The sequence below is a fragment of the Phyllobacterium sp. 22229 genome, assembly GCF_052056495.1.
In the GTDB taxonomy this organism is placed as follows: domain Bacteria; phylum Pseudomonadota; class Alphaproteobacteria; order Rhizobiales; family Rhizobiaceae; genus Phyllobacterium; species Phyllobacterium myrsinacearum.
This window is the reverse complement of sequence record NZ_JBQEPA010000015.1, coordinates 38,528-55,108: the sequence shown is the minus strand read 5'-3', so window position 1 is coordinate 55,108 and position 16,581 is coordinate 38,528. Positions and strand designations below refer to the sequence as shown.

The 16,581-nt window shown below is 59.8% G+C and carries 16 protein-coding genes; 6 read left to right on the top strand and 10 right to left on the bottom strand.

The features are described 5' to 3' along the window. Positions 1-159: 159 nt before the first annotated feature. Complete coding sequence (gene moaA / locus ACTJJ7_RS18415) at positions 160-1,149, bottom strand: GTP 3',8-cyclase MoaA (protein WP_130270729.1); 990 nt, start codon at positions 1,147-1,149, stop codon at positions 160-162. Between the two features lie 182 nt (positions 1,150-1,331). On the opposite strand from moaA, the gene ACTJJ7_RS18410 reads away from it, so the two are divergent. After that, entirely contained in the window at positions 1,332-1,709 is a 378-nt protein-coding gene (locus ACTJJ7_RS18410; protein WP_105732379.1) for a gamma-butyrobetaine hydroxylase-like domain-containing protein, read from the top strand. A gap of 490 nt (positions 1,710-2,199) precedes the next feature. Beyond that, positions 2,200-4,077 (top strand): L,D-transpeptidase family protein, encoded by a 1,878-nt coding sequence (locus ACTJJ7_RS18405; RefSeq protein WP_440968416.1) that lies wholly within the window; start codon positions 2,200-2,202, stop codon positions 4,075-4,077. 1 nt (position 4,078) lies between these two features. On the opposite strand, the gene ACTJJ7_RS18400 is transcribed toward ACTJJ7_RS18405, so the two are convergent. From ACTJJ7_RS18400 to ACTJJ7_RS18370, 7 genes are all read right to left on the bottom strand, one after another. After that, positions 4,079-4,405: a hypothetical protein gene (locus tag ACTJJ7_RS18400; RefSeq protein ID WP_440968415.1), complete on the bottom strand. Its 327-nt coding sequence runs from the start codon at positions 4,403-4,405 to the stop codon at positions 4,079-4,081. A 286-nt stretch (positions 4,406-4,691) separates the two neighbouring features. Further along, the gene (locus ACTJJ7_RS18395) at positions 4,692-5,423 is read right to left on the bottom strand and encodes a proteasome-type protease (RefSeq protein WP_105732382.1); all 732 of its coding nucleotides are present in this window, start codon (positions 5,421-5,423) and stop codon (positions 4,692-4,694) included. 31 nt (positions 5,424-5,454) lie between these two features. Next, complete coding sequence (locus ACTJJ7_RS18390; protein ID WP_440968414.1) at positions 5,455-6,252, bottom strand: transglutaminase family protein; 798 nt, start codon at positions 6,250-6,252, stop codon at positions 5,455-5,457. 5 nt (positions 6,253-6,257) lie between these two features. After that, complete coding sequence (locus ACTJJ7_RS18385; RefSeq protein WP_440968413.1) at positions 6,258-7,199, bottom strand: alpha-E domain-containing protein; 942 nt, start codon at positions 7,197-7,199, stop codon at positions 6,258-6,260. Between the two features lie 82 nt (positions 7,200-7,281). Beyond that, positions 7,282-8,694, bottom strand: coding sequence for a circularly permuted type 2 ATP-grasp protein (locus ACTJJ7_RS18380; RefSeq protein WP_440968412.1), 1,413 nt, complete (start codon positions 8,692-8,694; stop codon positions 7,282-7,284). Between the two features lie 225 nt (positions 8,695-8,919). After that, on the bottom strand, positions 8,920-9,426 hold the full coding sequence (locus ACTJJ7_RS18375) for a BA14K family protein (RefSeq protein ID WP_105732386.1): 507 nt from the start codon (positions 9,424-9,426) through the stop codon (positions 8,920-8,922). Positions 9,427-9,609: 183 nt separating this feature from the next. Next, complete coding sequence (locus tag ACTJJ7_RS18370) at positions 9,610-10,293, bottom strand: HAD family hydrolase (protein ID WP_105732387.1); 684 nt, start codon at positions 10,291-10,293, stop codon at positions 9,610-9,612. A gap of 244 nt (positions 10,294-10,537) precedes the next feature. Here ACTJJ7_RS18370 and rpiA point away from each other — a divergent pair, with 244 nt between their 5' ends. The 3 genes from rpiA (at position 10,538) to gor (ending at position 13,398) form a co-directional block, all read left to right on the top strand. Beyond that, positions 10,538-11,233: a ribose-5-phosphate isomerase RpiA gene (rpiA, locus tag ACTJJ7_RS18365; protein WP_105732388.1), complete on the top strand. Its 696-nt coding sequence runs from the start codon at positions 10,538-10,540 to the stop codon at positions 11,231-11,233. 36 nt (positions 11,234-11,269) lie between these two features. Beyond that, a complete protein-coding gene (locus tag ACTJJ7_RS18360; protein WP_105732389.1) occupies positions 11,270-11,884 on the top strand; it encodes a DUF2059 domain-containing protein in 615 nt (204 codons plus the stop codon). Positions 11,885-12,006: 122 nt separating this feature from the next. Then, on the top strand, positions 12,007-13,398 hold the full coding sequence (gor, locus tag ACTJJ7_RS18355; protein ID WP_440968411.1) for a glutathione-disulfide reductase: 1,392 nt from the start codon (positions 12,007-12,009) through the stop codon (positions 13,396-13,398). Positions 13,399-13,432: 34 nt separating this feature from the next. On the opposite strand, the gene ACTJJ7_RS18350 is transcribed toward gor, so the two are convergent. After that, positions 13,433-14,932, bottom strand: a complete 1,500-nt coding sequence (locus ACTJJ7_RS18350) for an FAD-dependent monooxygenase (protein WP_440968410.1) — start codon at positions 14,930-14,932, stop codon at positions 13,433-13,435. Between the two features lie 105 nt (positions 14,933-15,037). On the opposite strand from ACTJJ7_RS18350, the gene ACTJJ7_RS18345 reads away from it, so the two are divergent. Then, the gene (locus tag ACTJJ7_RS18345) at positions 15,038-15,676 is read left to right on the top strand and encodes a TetR/AcrR family transcriptional regulator (protein WP_440968409.1); all 639 of its coding nucleotides are present in this window, start codon (positions 15,038-15,040) and stop codon (positions 15,674-15,676) included. An 18-nt stretch (positions 15,677-15,694) separates the two neighbouring features. On the opposite strand, the gene ACTJJ7_RS18340 is transcribed toward ACTJJ7_RS18345, so the two are convergent. Further along, entirely contained in the window at positions 15,695-16,579 is an 885-nt protein-coding gene (locus ACTJJ7_RS18340) for an alpha/beta hydrolase family protein (RefSeq protein ID WP_440968408.1), read from the bottom strand. Positions 16,580-16,581 lie beyond the last annotated feature (2 nt).

Sequence of the window (16,581 nt, the reverse complement as noted above, 5' to 3'; positions counted from 1 at the left end):
CGGGTGTCCGCCAGACGGAAACCCGAAGGGACGGGGCCTGTTGCGCCAATTTCGGTGCAAAGCCACTCGCCCGCACGCAGAGTGCGGGTCTTCCTGTCTTTGCTTGATCTTGGCACAACATGCCTCCGTCAGAATAGATCAATACGGCCGGAAAATGCTCTAACCGCCGGTGACGCTCATGTGGCGCGACACTGCCGGGCGGTTGTGGCGGCGGTCGATGATGAAATCATGTCCCTTCGGCTTGCGGCCGATGGCTTCGTCAATGGCGTCGTTCAAAAGGTCATTGCCTTCCGAGGCGCGCAGCGGCGCGCGCAGGTCGGCGGCGTCTTCCTGGCCCAGGCACATATAGAGCGTGCCGGTACAGGTGAGGCGAACGCGGTTGCAGCTTTCACAGAAATTGTGCGTCATCGGCGTGATGAAGCCGATGCGCCCGCCGGTTTCGCGGATTTGGGCATAGCGCGCCGGGCCGCCGGTCTTGTAGGGAATGTCATCCAGCGTGAATTGCCGGGCAAGGTCGGCCCTGACCATGGACAGCGGTAGATACTGATCGGTCCGGTCCAGATCGATCTCGCCCATCGGCATGGTTTCGATCAGCGTCAGGTCCATGTCGCGGCCATGGGCCCAGCGGATCATCTCGGGTATTTCCAGATCGTTGAACCCTTTGAGGGCCACGGCATTCAGCTTGACCCGGATGCCGGCAGCCTGCGCGGCATCAATGCCTTCCAGGACCCTGTTCAGATCGCCCCAGCGGGTGATGGCGTGGAATTTTGCCGGATCGAGCGTATCGAGCGATACGTTGATGCGTTTGACGCCGTGACCGGCCAGCTCAGCCGCATGACGGGCCAGCTGCGAGCCATTGGTGGTCAAGGTCAATTCTTCGAGAGCACCGCTGCGCAGATGGCGCGACAGCTCACCGATCAGGTGCATGATGTTCTTGCGCACCAGCGGTTCGCCGCCGGTCAGCCGCAGCTTTTTGACGCCCTTTTCAATGAAGGCGGTGCAAAGGCGGTCCAGTTCTTCCAGTGTGAGAAGGTCTTTCTTGGGCAGGAAGGTCATGTGCTCGGACATGCAATAGGTGCAGCGGAAATCGCAGCGGTCGGTGACTGACACGCGCAAATAGCTGATCGTTCTGCCGAAAGGATCAACCATCGGTGTTTGTACAGCCGGTTTCTCAAGCAATGCGATGTGGTCCAAGTCAACCTCCTTGAGAAGAGATAGGGTGGCGGCCGCGGCTTGTCCAGTCACTATAGGGTTATGGCGAGCGGGGATTGCCCACTTGCGACCAAATGCCGGGGCGCATAGAGAGAAGCGCACATGAAGGAGTATCTGCCATGACCAATGCCTGGCCCAAGGAATTGCGGGTAAGCAAGGATCGCCGTTCCCTGACGATCGCATTCGATACCGGCGAAAGCTACACTTTGAGTGCGGAACTGCTGCGTGTGGCCTCGCCATCGGCGGAAGTGCAGGGGCATTCGCCCGAACAGCGCGTCACCGTTCCGGGCAAGATGAATGTCGAAATTGCCAAGATGGACCCCGTCGGCAATTATGCCGTGCGCATCACATTCGACGACATGCACGATACCGGCCTTTTCAGCTGGGACTACCTGATCGACCTCGGCCGCAACCGCGACGAGCGCTGGCAGGCCTATCTCGATGAGCTGGCGGCCAAGGGCCTGAGCCGCGAGCCCGTGGCCCGTCATCGCCATTGATCGCTGCCGCTGGACAATAGCATCGCTATCCGCTCAGGCTTTCCCGTAGAAATATTTTCTCCAGAAGACTATCATATGCTTTGGCAGGTGTGCTCAAAGTACTTATAGATGCTATAGTAAATAACAGTAAAGTTACTTCGACATATTTCTACGATGCCGCCGCCCGGTCAATGTTTCGCGTCACTTGAGATGTGACATTATTGCATGTTCTGCAAAAGAATTGATTGTGTTCGGGGCGTGATGTGCGAATCGTTGTGAAAGCTGCGGTGAATCGCGTTAAATGAGCCAAAAGCCGACATGACGGCGTTCGATCGATGCACGCGAATATAAATCGAGGGGGCGGGTTATTGTTAAAAGATTGTAAATAGGATGCGGCGAAACTGGCTGTGAATCACCATTCGTGGCCTGCATCCGTTGCGGGCGTGACTGTACCATCTGGGCGAGCATTATGAATTCCTATTCGAAAAAGCATGCGATTTTTGTAGCTGCCATGTTGTCGGCCACAGCCATTTCCATGTCTCCGGCACTGGCCGCCGACAATTTGATGGAGTTCCTGTTCGGCAGCCGCCGCGTCGAGGCGCAGCGGGTCTATCCGCCGAAACCCGATCTGCCGAGGCAGCAGCAGCCCGTTGCCCGGGCCGCGCCGGTCAAGCGCGTGACGGTGACCGCACCGAAGAATTACGATTACAAACCGGATGCGCTGGTGCGGGTGGACTTTTCCAAGATCGACCTGCAGTTGACGGCATCGGCCAACCAGAGCCGCGATTCCGCGCCGCAGATACCGCTGGAACAGTTCGGCCTGAAGTTCGAGCAGATCAGGCAAGCCCATATCCTGGCGGAAAAGGACATAGCGGACGCCATCGTTGCCTATTATGGCCTGAAACAGCAGCCCATCTGGACCTCATCCTATGATGTCTCGGCCAAGGCCAAGGCAGTTGCGGCGCTGTTCAATGCGGCGGGCGAGGCCGGGCTTGATCCGAAGGATTATGCGGTCAAGCTGCCGAGCGACGACTATGACCGGGCCAACATCCCGGCGCGCTTGAAGGAGCTGGCGGATTTCGAACTGACCATGTCGGCACGGGCACTGCGCTATGCCATGGACCAGGGCGACGGGCGCATCAATCCGAACCGGCTCAGCGGGTTCCACGATTTCGCCGTTGACCGGGTCAAGCCGCGTGCGGTGATCGAGCAGCTTGCGTCGGCCAGTGATGCCGCTGCGCTGCTCAAAAGCTTTGAGCCGCAGAACAAATGGTATGCGGAACTGAAGCAGAATCTGCATGAACTCGGCGGGGCAAGCGCCGAGCCGACGGTGCGCGTTGCCGCCGGCACGATGATCCGTCCGGGCGAAGAAAACCCGGAAATCCGCAACGTGGTCGCCTTGATCAAGGCGAAGGCGCCGAAGGATTTCCTCGCCAAGCACGAGGCGGTGCTGCAGGAGCATGAAAATGCGACGGTTTACGACCCGAGCCTGGTCGAGGCGATCAAGGATTTCCAGACCAGCCAGGGCAAGAAGCCCGATGGCGTGATCGGGCGCGGCACCATCAGTGCGCTGCAGGGCGAGACCAACAGTTCCAAGCGCGACCGCATTCTCTATTCCATGGAGCGCCTGCGCTGGCTGCCGCACGATTTCGGCAAGCGCTACGTCTTCATCAACCAGCCGGCCTACCGCGCCCAGTATTTTGACGACAATACGGAAAAGCTGGCGATGAACATCGTGGTCGGTTCGCCGACCAACCAGACCTATTTTTTCGACAACACGATCCAGACCGTTGTGTTCAACCCCTCCTGGGGTGTGCCGCGGTCGATCATTCTCAATGAGATGATGCCGAAAATTCTCAATAACCCCTCCTATCTCGAAAACAGCGGTTACGAGGTCTATGACAAGTCCGGCCGTGTCATTCCATCCAGCGCGGTGGATTGGGCGCAGGTGGCTTCGAGCGGTGGCGGTGTCGGCATCCGCCAGAAGCCGAGCCTCGACAATGCGCTGGGCGAGCTGAAAATTCTGTTCCCCAACAGCCATGACATCTACATGCATGACACGCCGGCAAAGTCCTACTTCAAGCGGGACATGCGGGCGCTCAGCCACGGCTGTATCCGCCTGGAACGTCCGCGCGACATGGCTGCGGCCGTGCTCGGCGTGCCGGTTGAGGAACTGACCCAGTACTTTGGCAAGAACGAGCGCAGCGTCCGGGTCAAGGACCCGCTGCCGGTCTACGTCTCCTACTTCACCGCGTGGCCGGATGCCAGGACGGGTGCCGTCCAGTATTTCGACGATGTTTATCAGCGCGATCTCTACATGGAGAAGGCCATCGTCAAGACGACGGCGGTGCGCCAGGCGGATGGTCCGCAGACGACCGCAAAGCTCTAGGCTACCGGTTTTCGGACGGCGGTTCGACCTGCGGGTGTTCAAAAATATCGCCGTCGCCCTGATCGAGAAAAAGCAGCGACGGGTTGTGTCCAGCCGGCTTGAGGTGGCTGACAACATGCAACCGGCTTTGTGCATCGCGGTGGATGGAATAGACCAGTTCACCGTCAAAACGCCTTTCCACCTTCCTGCTCTCGATGCGGAAGCGCAGCGTTAAGGCGACGAGCGCCAGCATGAAGGTAGGCGGGACGATCAGCCAGAGCGCCTTGATCCAATCGGGCGAGGATTGGAACGTGTCGAGCAAATTTGACCAGAAATTGTAATTGTCCATGTTCACTCCCTTTTCACACGAGGAAAGTGGTCACCCGAGGGTTATCCTCTGGTGACCGGGAGGTTCATAAGCCGCCAACAGACGACCGCCACGGCCTTTAAGCCGAAGCTCTGGACATACGCCGAGGCCCCCCCGGCCATAGGGCTGAGGAGGTGCCTTTGCGGTCGACACCGACCGCTGTTGGAGGGGTTATGAAGCCCCAAGACCGATCCGTTTCGACCGGCCTCATCGCGGACCATAATGGGAAAGTGAAGCGGGCGGAAGGGGTTACGGCACCAGTTTGCAGCTAATCGATCTCGAAGGAAGGCAGGCTCTGGAATGCCAGTTTCAGGGCCTGCGACCAGCCGTCGGAAATGGCCTCGTAATAGGGATCGTTGCGCTCGATGCGTTTTTCAAAGCCCAGTTTGAGGCTGTCGGCCGCGTAAAACTGCATGTCCAGGGGCAGGCCGACCGACAGGTTGGATTTCAGGGTGGAATCGAAGGACACCAGCAGCAGTTTGGTCGCTTCCTCGAATGTCATGGCCGGATCGTAGGAACGCACGATGATCGGCTTGCCGTATTTGTGTTCGCCGATCTGGAAGAACGGCGTATCGGGCGACGATTCAATGAAGTTGCCCTCGGGATAGATCAGGAACAGGCGGGGCTCGCCGCCCTTGATCTGCCCGCCAAGAATGATCGAGGCGCCGAAGGAATCGGCGCGCTGGCCGTTGGAATCCACGTCGTGGATCACATTCTTGATCGTATCGCCCACCAGCTTGGCCGTCTGGAACATCGAGGGCATGTCGAAGATCGATGGCGCGCGTTCGGACGGGATTTTGGTACGCTCGTTGAGAATGCTGATCACGGTCTGCGTGGTGGCCAGATTGCCGGCGGACAGAAGCGTGATGACGCGGTCACCGGGCTTTGCCCATGTGTACATCTTCTTGAACGTGGAGATGTTGTCGACACCGGCATTCGTTCTGGTGTCCGACATGAACACAAGGCCACGGTCCAGTTTAAGCCCGACGCAATAGGTCATCGCGAATCCCGAATTTAAAAAATCCCGGCGATTACTGCTCTACATTGAGGTCCACGGCAAGTGATTCCATGCCCGGACCGAAGCGCATGCCGGAAATGGGCGATGCTTCATTGTAGTCCAAACCGCAGGCGATGCGCACATAATGTTCGTTCGGGCAGATATTGTTGGCCGCGTCGAAACCGACCCAGCCGAGCCCGTCAATATGGGCTTCCGCCCAGGCATGGGTGGCGGTCTGTTCGATGCTGTCGAGCATCATGAGATAGCCCGAGACATAGCGGGCCGGAATTTTCAGGACGCGGGCAACGGCGAGGAAAACATGGGTGTGGTCCTGGCACACCCCCGTTCCCAACGTCAGCGCTTCCTCGGCTGTCGTGGCGATGTTGGTGGTGCCCGGCGTATAGGCGACGGCACTGTGCAGCGTGTCCATCAGCTCATGCATGAGCGCCAGCTTGTCGCCCTTGACGTTCAGGCTGGCGGCAAGCTGGCGGACGGCGTCGCCCGGTCTTGTCAGTGCCGTTTCGCGCTCATAGAGCCAGGTCGGCATGAAATTATAGACCTTGCCGAGCACGCCGGAGCGGTCTTCCGTCTCCACCTGGCCTGTTGCCTCGATGACCAGTTCCGTGGCGTCGCGGTTAAGCCGCACGAGCTGTGTCCGGTTGCCGTAACCATCGCGGTAATTCGCCTCCTGCTCGGCCCCGTGAACCGTCACGGTCCAGTCGATGACCTTCTGGCCGGGCGCGCTCGAGGGATGCAGGCGCAAACGCTGGACAGCATATTGCACCGGGAAATCATACTGATAGCGCGAGGTGTGTTTGATGGTCAGGAGCATGGCGTTCAATCGAAATTGTAGGCTTCGGCAATTTTGCTGCCCAGGCCGTATGTCTGATAGATCAGGTCGCTGAGAAACTCATGCAGGCCATTGTCGAAGATGGTGCGGATGTCGTTGTTTTCGAGCCGTGTCATGATGCTTTCCGCCATGTCGTGGCATGCGTGCCGCGTGCCGTAATCATTGGCGAGAAATTTGAGATTGTCGACGATATTCGAGTAGCAGAAGTTCAGCGACCGCGGCATGCGTGAGTTGAGGATCAAATAGTCGGCGATGTTCACCGGATTGTATTCGACATCATAGACCCAGCGATAGGAGCGGTGGGCCGAGACCGAGCGCAGGATCGACTCCCATTGAAAATTGTCGAGTGTCGTGCCGACATAGGAAATCGACGGCAGCAGCACGTAATATTTCACGTCGAGAATGCGCGCCGTGTTGTCGGCCCGTTCGATGAACGTGCCGATGCGGGCGAAATTAAAAATCTCGTTGCGCAGCATCGTGCCGTGAAAGGCACCGCGGATGATGGCGGTTTCGCGCTTGATCTGGTCGAGGACGCGCGGAAGATCCGTTTCGGGAACCGCCGCGGCAAGCGTCGATTTGAGGATCATCCAGGTTTCGTTGACGCTTTCCCAGGCTTCGCGCGTCAGGGCCGTGCGCACCATGCGGGCATTGGACCGGGCCGTTTCGATGCAGGACATCACGCTCGACGGATTGCCAAGGTCGCGCAGCAGAAAATCCGAGACCAGGCTGGCATTGTATTCGCCATATTTGGCGTCATAGCCGATTTTCACCCCCGCGCTCATCAGCACGGAGGACCATTCCTCCGGCGCATCGGAGGTTTTCGTCAAAGCCATCCGCAAACCGGCATCGATCAGGCGTGCCATATTCTCTGCCCGCTCGATATAGCGGAACATCCAGTAGAGACCATTCGCGGTGCGGCCAAGAAGCATGTTTTGGTTGATCCCTCTTTTATGTCTTGATGGGGCCGTCTGTGGCAGCCCTCATTCCCCATTCAGGTCCCATTCAAAATGCTCAGTCGTCGAGAACCCAGGTGTCTTTTGTCCCGCCTCCCTGGCTGGAATTGACCACGAGCGAGCCTTCCTTCAGCGCCACGCGGGTCAGGCCGCCCGGCGTGATGCGGATGCGGTCGGACACGAGGACGAAGGGGCGCAGATCGACATGGCGCGGGGCCAGGCCCTTTTCCGTCATGATCGGCGTCGTCGACAGGGCGAGTGTCGGCTGGGCGATGTAGTTTTTTGGATTGGCCTTGAGTTTCAGCGCGAAATCCTCGCGTTCCTGCTTGGTGGCCGCCGGCCCGACCAGCATGCCGTAGCCGCCCGAGCCATGAACCTCCTTGACGACAAGGTCGGCGAGGTTTTCCAGCACGTATTTCAGCGTGTCCGGTTCGGAGCAGCGGTGGGTCGGCACATTCTCGAGGATTGCCTTGCGGCCAGTATAGAACTCGACGATCTCCGGCATATAGGAATAGAGCGCCTTGTCGTCGGCGATGCCGGTGCCGGGAGCATTGGCGATGGTGATGTTGCCGGAGCGGTAGACATCCATGATGCCGGCAACGCCAAGCGCTGAATCGCGGCGGAAGGTGAGGGGATCGAGGAAGGAGTCGTCGACGCGCCGGTACAGCACGTCGATGGCGCGGTTGCCTTCCGTGGTCCGCATCACCACCTTGCCATTTTCGATCTTGAGATCGCTGCCCTCGACAAGCTCGACACCCATCTGGTCGGCCAGGAAGGCGTGTTCGAAATAGGCTGAATTGTAGATGCCGGGGGTCAGGACGGCAATGGTCGGTGTGCCGCTGCAGCCGGGCGGCGCGACGGCGGCCAGGGATTGGCGCAGCTGTTTGGGATAGGTCTCGACCGGCCGCACCTTGATCTGCTGGAACAGCTCGGGAAACAGCTGCATCATGGTTTCGCGGTTTTCCAGCATGTAGGACACGCCTGACGGCGTGCGGGCATTGTCTTCGAGAACGTAGAACTGGTTTTCTTCGGTACGCACGATGTCGACGCCGATAATGTGGGTGTAAACATTCCCCGGCGGGCGGAAGCCGACCATCTCCGGCAGGTAGGCATCGTTGTGGGTGAACAATTCGCGGGGAATGCGGCCGGCGCGGATGATTTCCTGGCGGTGATAGATGTCGTCGAGAAAGGCATTGAGCGCCATCACGCGCTGTTCGATGCCCTGCGACAGGCGGCGCCATTCATTGCCGGTGATGATGCGCGGGATGATATCGAACGGGATCAGGCGTTCTGCGGCTTCTTCATCGCCGTAGACGGCGAAGGTGATCCCGGTTTTGCGGAAGACATTTTCTGCATCGCGCGCTTTCTGCGCAAACCGTTCCGGGTTCTGGGTATCAAGCCAGCATTGCAGTTGTTCATATGGCGGGCGTACCTGACCGCCGGTTTTGATCATTTCATCAAATGGCTTCACTCATAATCCCCTTCACGCACGATCATTCAAGCGCGTTGGGAAAAAAATGCAAGCACATTCCGCTATTTACGCTGCAACGGCGATTATCGCCCAAAAAATGGGCAATGGTTGCGGATTTGAGGCAAATGGGCCGCTGCTTTCGTCTAAAGCATAGGCGGCAACACACCAAAGTGAACCCGGCCGCTGATGCGGCCGGGTTCGTGAATCAAGCTGTTCCGTTTCGCCTTATCGTGAAACGCACTGGCGGCGCGGGCCGTTATTGGGCTGGTATGTATTGTCATAGGCCCGGTACGACCGGTAGCGGTTGTAGCACCAGCGTGTGTGATAGCTCGAGCCGCGGCTGACAACGCGGTCATTGTTGATGGCGTTGCCGATGATCAGGCCGCCTGCGAACGCCGCGAGCGGGAACCAGGCGCCATTATAATAGCGATAGCCGGGCCGGTAGTCGCGATATCCGCGATGCCCCCGGTACCAGTAGCGGTCGCCGCGCCATCCCCTGTTACCGTGCCAGCCGCGATTGCCGCGCCAGCCGCGGTCACCGCGCCAATGGCCGCCACCGCCGCGCCAGCCATGGCGCATCCGCCAATTGCCGCCATCGCGCACTTCCTTGACCGGATTCGAGCCTTCGATGGATAGGGGCACCATAGGGGCGGAATAACTGGCCACGGAGCTTGCGGAAACCATGCCAACCGACATGACGGCGGCAGTGAACAACGAAACAAGCTTTCTCATATTTCCTCCTGAAATCCCGAAGATGCGTACCCTCGTTTTCATGAATGCGTGGAAACTCCGATAATACACCTATTGGCGTAGTATCGATCAAAGTATGCAACGCATGATTGCAGACTTTGTTCCATTCCCAATCTTCGGACAATGTGCCGGCGAGAAAGCTAAGTCTTTCCGATTCAAGCAAAATCAGGCGTTGACCGCATTGATCAGACGTTCGGCGAGGTCAACATTCAATTCACGATAGTGTGAAATGACCTTGCTTGGCCCGTAGCTCGACACATGCAGGTCCGAATAGCCGAAATCCACGGCAACCACGGGAATGCCGGCTGCTTTGGCGGTGTCGATGTCCGTCCGGCTGTCGCCGATCATCAGGGCGCGGTCGCGGTCGCCGCCCGCCTTGGCAATGGTCTCGAAAAGGTGGCGGGGATCGGGTTTGCGGAACGCGAACGTGTCCGATCCGCAGATGGCGGCAAAGCGCTGCGTCTGCCCGAGCGCCGTCAAAAGGCTGACGGAAAGGCCCTCGAACTTGTTCGTGCACACGGCAAGCAGATAACCGGCCTTGGCAAGATTGTTCATCACGTCCTCCACGCCCTCGTAGAGCGCGGAATGACCGGGCATGTGTTTGCCGTAGTGCTCGAGGAAGAGACCGACCAGCCAGTCGAGCTGTTCCGGGCTGAGGATTTTCTGCTGTGCCTCGAATGCCCGCTCGATCATCACGCGTCCGCCTTGGCCGACGTAGCGGCGCAGGGCAACCGGATCGACTTTATGCATGCCGGCCGCTTCAAGACAGTGGTTGAGACTGTCGAGCAGGTCCGGGGCGGTATCGACCAGGGTGCCATCGAGATCGAAAACAACAATAGGTTTGGACATTAAGTGCACCTGCAAATTTGAGGTTCGAATGAGGATATCAGCGATTTATGCATTTCAGGCGTGGTACGATCCGCTAATGTCTGGGGCGAAATCATGTATCGAGCCTTGACCCGTCTGTCTGACGTGTTAGGGAGCCAAATGGAACGAATGTGACATTCACATCCCATTTTGACATCACGCACCATATGCGAATGTCAGAATCGGACCACTGGTGTCAAGTCAAAGCAGGGAGAGGGCGCCGAGGATGGATGCCAGGACACTGAAGATCAAGGCGGCTGCCGAAGCGCTGACCTATGTGAAAAATGGCATGCGCCTGGGTATCGGCACCGGCTCCACCGCTGAAGAGTTTGTTCGCCTTCTGGCGGAAAAGGTCGCCGCTGGCCTTGATGTCATCGGCGTGCCGACATCGGAACGCACGGCGGCGCTGTGCCAGGAGCTTGGCGTCAGGCTGACCACGCTGGAGGAAACGCCGGTTCTGGATCTGACGATCGATGGCGCCGACGAGATCGGCCCTGAGCTTGCCTTGATCAAGGGCGGCGGCGGCGCGCTGCTGCGCGAAAAGATCGTGGCTGCCGCGTCGGCGCAAATGGTTGTGATTGCGGACGAGTCGAAGAATGTCGAGGTGCTCGGCAAGTTCCCGCTGCCGATCGAAGTGAACCGTTTTGGTCTTGCGGCAACGAAAATCGCCATCGAAAAGGCGGCTGCCGCGCTTGATCTGTCCGGTTCCCTTACATTGAGGATGACGGGAGGCGAAGCATTTGTTACAGACGGCGGGCATTTGATCCTGGATGCATCTTTTGGCCGCATTCCGGATACAAGAGCGTTGTCAAACGCTCTGCACGCCATACCGGGCGTTGTGGAGCATGGACTATTTCTGGGGCTGGCGCGCGTGGCTATTCTGGCCGGTGCTGACGGCATACGAACACGAACACAGCCTTAACAGGCAAAGTCTTGAGAAAAACGGAGCAATAAATCCATGAACCGAGCAACTGGCTTTCGCCGTTTGATTGCACCTCTGTCTGTCGCGATCATGCTGGGCAGTCTTTATACTGCACAGGCGCAGGAAATCACCGCATCGCATCTCTCCGCTGCCCGTGCCGCTATCGCAGCGATCAAGGCAACCGATGCGTTCGACTCGATTCTGCCGGACGCGGCGCAGAACCTGAAAGCGCAATTGATCGACAAGGACCCCAATCTTGAGTCCATCATCAGTTCCACCGTTGACGAGCAGGCTCTGGCCCTGGCCGCCCGCCGTGTCGATCTCGAAAATGAAGCCGCCCGTGCCTACGCCGTTTCCTTTTCCGAGGAAGAGCTGAATGCCATCACCGGTTTCTACAATTCGCCGGCCGGCAAGAAGCTTCTGTCCGAAGGCCCGATCGCGACGCGCGAAGTCATGAAGGCTGCCACCATCTGGCGCAATGGCATTGCCCGCGATCTTGCGCAGGCCGTCGCCGAGAAAGTTGTCGCTGCCGCCGCAGCGACCGCACCGGTAACGCCAGCGCCAGAAACACCGGCAGCGCCGGAAGCGCCTGCCAAAGCCCCGGCAAAGGCACCGGCCAAGCCGGCAGCCCCTGCCAAGCCGAAGCCCTGATCCTTTTGTCTTCCTGACTGTTTGCAAAGCCCGGTGTCAAAGCCGGGCTTTGTTCTTTTAAAGCGACGGGATAAAACCCATGTAAAGTGACCGGCAGCAGAACAGATTCGGAGTGCGTGTAAATGGCGACCTATGACTATGACCTCTTTGTCATCGGCGGCGGGTCCGGCGGTGTCCGCGCGGGACGCCTGGCGGGAGCCATGGGCAAGCGGGTCGGGCTGGCGGAGGAATACCGCATGGGCGGTACATGCGTTATTCGCGGTTGCGTGCCCAAGAAGCTCTTCGTCTATGCCTCGCAATTCCAGGAGCATTTCGATGCGGCGGCCGGTTATGGCTGGACCGTCGGCAAGAGCACCTTCGACTGGCCGACGCTGATCGCCAACAAGGATCGCGAGATCGCCCGTCTGGAGGGGCTTTACCGCAAGGGGCTGGAAAACTCCGACGTGGAGATTTTCGAAAGCCGCGCTGTGCTGATCGACGATCACACGATTGAAATCCTCAAGACCGGCAAGCGGGTGACCGCTGACCAGATTCTGATCGCCGTCGGCGGCCACCCCAGCCCGCACCCCTCGCTGCCAGGCAATGAATTCTGCATCAGCTCGAATGAAGCGTTTCATCTGGATAGGCTGCCGAAGGCCATTGTGATCGAAGGCGGCGGCTACATCGCGGTGGAATTCGCCAATATTTTCCATGGCCTTGGCGTCGATACGACGCTTGTCTACCGCGGCAGGGAGATATTGTCGCGCTTCGATCAGGATCTGCGCCAGATGCTGCATGCGGCCATGGCGGAGAAGGGCATTCATATCCGTTGCACGGAAATCATCACCAAGGTCGAACGCCAGGACGACGGACGCAAACTGGTGCATCTGTCGGGCGGGGATGCCCTTGTTGCCGATCAGGTGATGCTGGCCATCGGCCGCGTGCCGAACACGGCATCACTCGGCCTCGAGGCTGCCGGTGTTGCCGTTGACGAGACGGGTGCAATCAAGGTGGACGGCTACTCACGCACGAGCAGGCAAAACATCTGGGCGGTTGGCGATGTCACCAACCGGGTGCAGTTGACGCCGGTCGCCATTCATGAAGCCATGTGCTTTCTCGAGACCGCCTTCAAGAACAACCCGACGCAGCCGGATCACGCGCTGATTGCAACGGCGGTGTTTTCGCAGCCGGAAATCGGAACGGTCGGCTTGACCGAGCAGGATGCGGCACGACAGTTCAAGGAGATCGAAGTCTACCGGGCCGTGTTCCGTCCGATGCGCAACACACTGTCCGGCAGCACGGAGAAGATGCTGACGAAACTGATTGTCGACGCGGCAAGCCGCAAAGTGGTCGGCGCGCACATTCTTGGGCCCGATGCGGGCGAAATGGCACAGCTTCTGGCCATTCCCATGAAAGCCGGATGCACCAAGGACGATTTTGACCGCACCATGGCGGTGCACCCGACGGCCGCCGAGGAACTGGTGACGATGTACAAGCCGACATACCGGATCGTCGACGGAGTGCGTGCCGGCTGATATCGAGCCCTTGCGCCGGTCAAGGCTCACGGGGTCACGCTTGCGGCGGCACGAACCAGCGCTGGAGTGCCTGCTCCAACCCATCCGTGCTGTCGCCATCACCTGCCCAGGCAATGCAGGCATCCGGACGGATCAGCAGGGAAGGCCCCGCATCGGCGGCGATGCACCGCACCCTTCCTGCGCGGGCGGCAACGAGGCTGGAAGCCTTGCCGCCGGCGGATGCATCGAGAAAAACGCCCATCCCATCCTGCATCAGATCGTAAAGCGCGATACCGGCGTTGCCGTGGCTGACCGGCCGGTCGCCGGTCAGCCGGCCTACCTCGTCCCGTTCCGATCCGAGATCGTAACGGACGGAAAGGCCGCTCATCATCGCGCCGATGAAGCGGTTGACGTCGTCGAATTGCAAGAGCTTGACGATGATGTCCCGCATCGCGCCCGCCTGCGGATCGGGCCGCATGATGGCCATCTGGGCAAGCGTGTTCGCCAGAACGGCTTCGGCGACGGGGCGTCGCTCGTCCGTATAGGTATCAAGCAGGCTTTCTGGCATTTCGCCGCGAATGACCGCGGCGAGCTTCCAGCCGAGATTGGCGGCATCCACCAGCCCGAGGCTCAAGCCCTGACCGCCGAATGGCGTATGGATATGCGCGGCATCGCCAGCCAGCAGCACCCGGTCCTTGCGGTAGGTGTCGACAAGCCGCGTGTTGTCAGTCCACCGGCTCCCGCTTTCGAGTGCCTTGACGCGGACATCGGCACCGCTGACACGGCGCAGAACCGCTTCGATCTCCTCCCGCGTGACCGGCGCCTGCCGGTCCTGCGGCGGACCTGCGAATTCGATCATCACCAGCCGGCCGGGGAACGGCCCGTAGGAGAAGATGCCGCCCGGTGCGCGCCGCCAGCCCATCGGGGCCAGGCGGTCGGGATCATCGATATCGGCAACAGCCTGGTAGAAGGTGGATGAGGGCGGCGTGCCGGGGAAATCGAAACCGGCCATCTTGCGGATCGAACTGCGTCCCCCGTCGCAACCGGCGAGATAGGCGCAGCGAATGCGGTCCACGCCTGCCGGAGATGTCCATTCCACGTCAATGCCGTCGGTCTGCGCGATGAAGCGGGTGACATCGCAGCTGCGGCGGACATCGATTCCAAGCGCACATGCGCGGTCGGCCAGCATGGCTTCAAGGGCCTGCTGGTCCACGGGGCGGGCGCGGCGTTCCGGCTCTGTCTGCGCGTCCTTGCGGATCAGCGAGAGGCCGGCGAAATGGCCGCTATACTTCGATCCCTTGGCCCGCGGGTCCAGTCCGGACTGCGCCATCGCGGCGAAACTGTTCGCCTCCGCAGCGGCGATGGCGGCCGTCATGCCACGCCGCTGCAACGCCTCAAGCCCCAATGGTCCGAGCCCGCCGGCCTTCATTTCCAGGCTCGGCTTGGGCAGGCGCTCCAGCACCAGAACGCGCGCACCGCCCAAAGTCAGTTCGATGGCGGTGAGGAGCCCGACGGGTCCGGCGCCCACGACCACAACATCAATGGCATGTTTCATATACTTGATCCTAATATGTACTCAGTACATTTATATGGGATCAGCCGGCGCTTTGTGTCAATACAAAATTGTACTCAGTATACAAATCGTGCTATCAGCACAGCCATGACAGTGCCATCCGACCGCCGATCCCGTAAGCGCCTCGCCACCCGCCAAAGCATTTCCATCGCCGCCACCCGGCTTTTCATGCAGCGTGGCTTCGATCATGTGACGGTGGACGAGATTGCGTCTGCTGCCGACGTCGGGCGGATGACCGTGTTCAATCACTTTCCCCGCAAGGAGGATATGTTCTTCGACCGCGAGGAAGAGGGGCGCGAGATGCTGCGCAATGCTTTGCAGCGGCGCGAGCCGGACGTCACTCCGGTCGAGACATTGCGCCTGCTGGCACACCGGCTGGCTGCGGAGGACGTTCCTTATCTAAGGTTTTCGGTCAGGAGCCAGGCCTTCATGGCGACGATCGAGGGCAGCGAAACCCTGAAGGCCCGGGCAAGGGCGATCCGCGACGAGCTTGCGCAGACCATCAGTCTGGCCCTGTCCGAGAGCGCGGGGCGGGAACCAGCCGACCGCGATGCCGATCTGGCCGCCGGGCTGCTTCTGGCGACTTGGACCACGGCTTTCGTCCAGGCGCACCGCTCCTTTCAGTTGAAACAGGATGCGCGGGAAGCGACAGCCGTCTTCCTCGGGCTTGTCGATCAGGGAACCCTCGGCCTGAAAGCCGCGATGGCAGGCACGCCCTACGCCTGAACAAGCACAGCCGTTCTTTTAGGCAACGCGTTGTTCAGCGCGGTGCGTTGCGCCGTGCGGCACCTTCCCGTGAAGCAGCCAGTCGATGACGGGCGGCCACAGGGTCGCGGCATGGTGTTTGCGGAAGAAGCCGAGGTGACCGATTGCACCGCCGGTCGATTGTTCGGGGGATAGCCACAGCTGGTTTGTCGGCGCATTGCTGTAATGGGTCAAAAGGTGATCGATTGCCTTCGGCGTTCCCCAGGGATCGTCGGTCAGTCCGACGGCAAGAAGGGGCGTGCGCACCGCGTGAAAATGCTTCGATTCCGGTGTTCTTGCATCGCCGAAAAGGAAGTTGGGATTGCGGCACCAGCGGGCCCAGTCCTGGAAGACGCTGCCGGGCAGTTCCTCGCCGATGCCGCTCCATTTGGGCACGCGCCCGAGCGAGAGCGCCAGGGGCAGGGCAAGGAAGTTCATCTTGGCAAAGACGGAATACGGTTCGGCCGTATAGCGGTAATAGCCGGAGAGCGACGCAAGCGACGTATAGCGGGCAAAATCGGATGACCGGTTGCTGAGGCCAAGCGCAAGGCCGCCATAGGAATGGCCGATGCCCACCAGCGGCCGGTCGCCGGCCGCGCGCCTGAGACTATCGACCGCCGCGGGAAAATCGAGCACGCCCCAGTCTTTCATGCCGAGGCGCCGGGTCCATCCCTTCGGCGTTCTGGATTTCGCGACGCCGCGATAATCATAGGTCAGCACCCTGGACGCGCCGCAATCGAGCAATTGATGGGCAAAGTGCCGGTAAAACGAGTTGGGAACAGCAGCGGCGGACGAGATCAGGACGGCGGGCCCGTCGCCATTTCCGTCAAACATGCTGCCATGCAGGGGAAAGCCATCAGAGGCTTGAAAGGCAACGTCGCGCATCG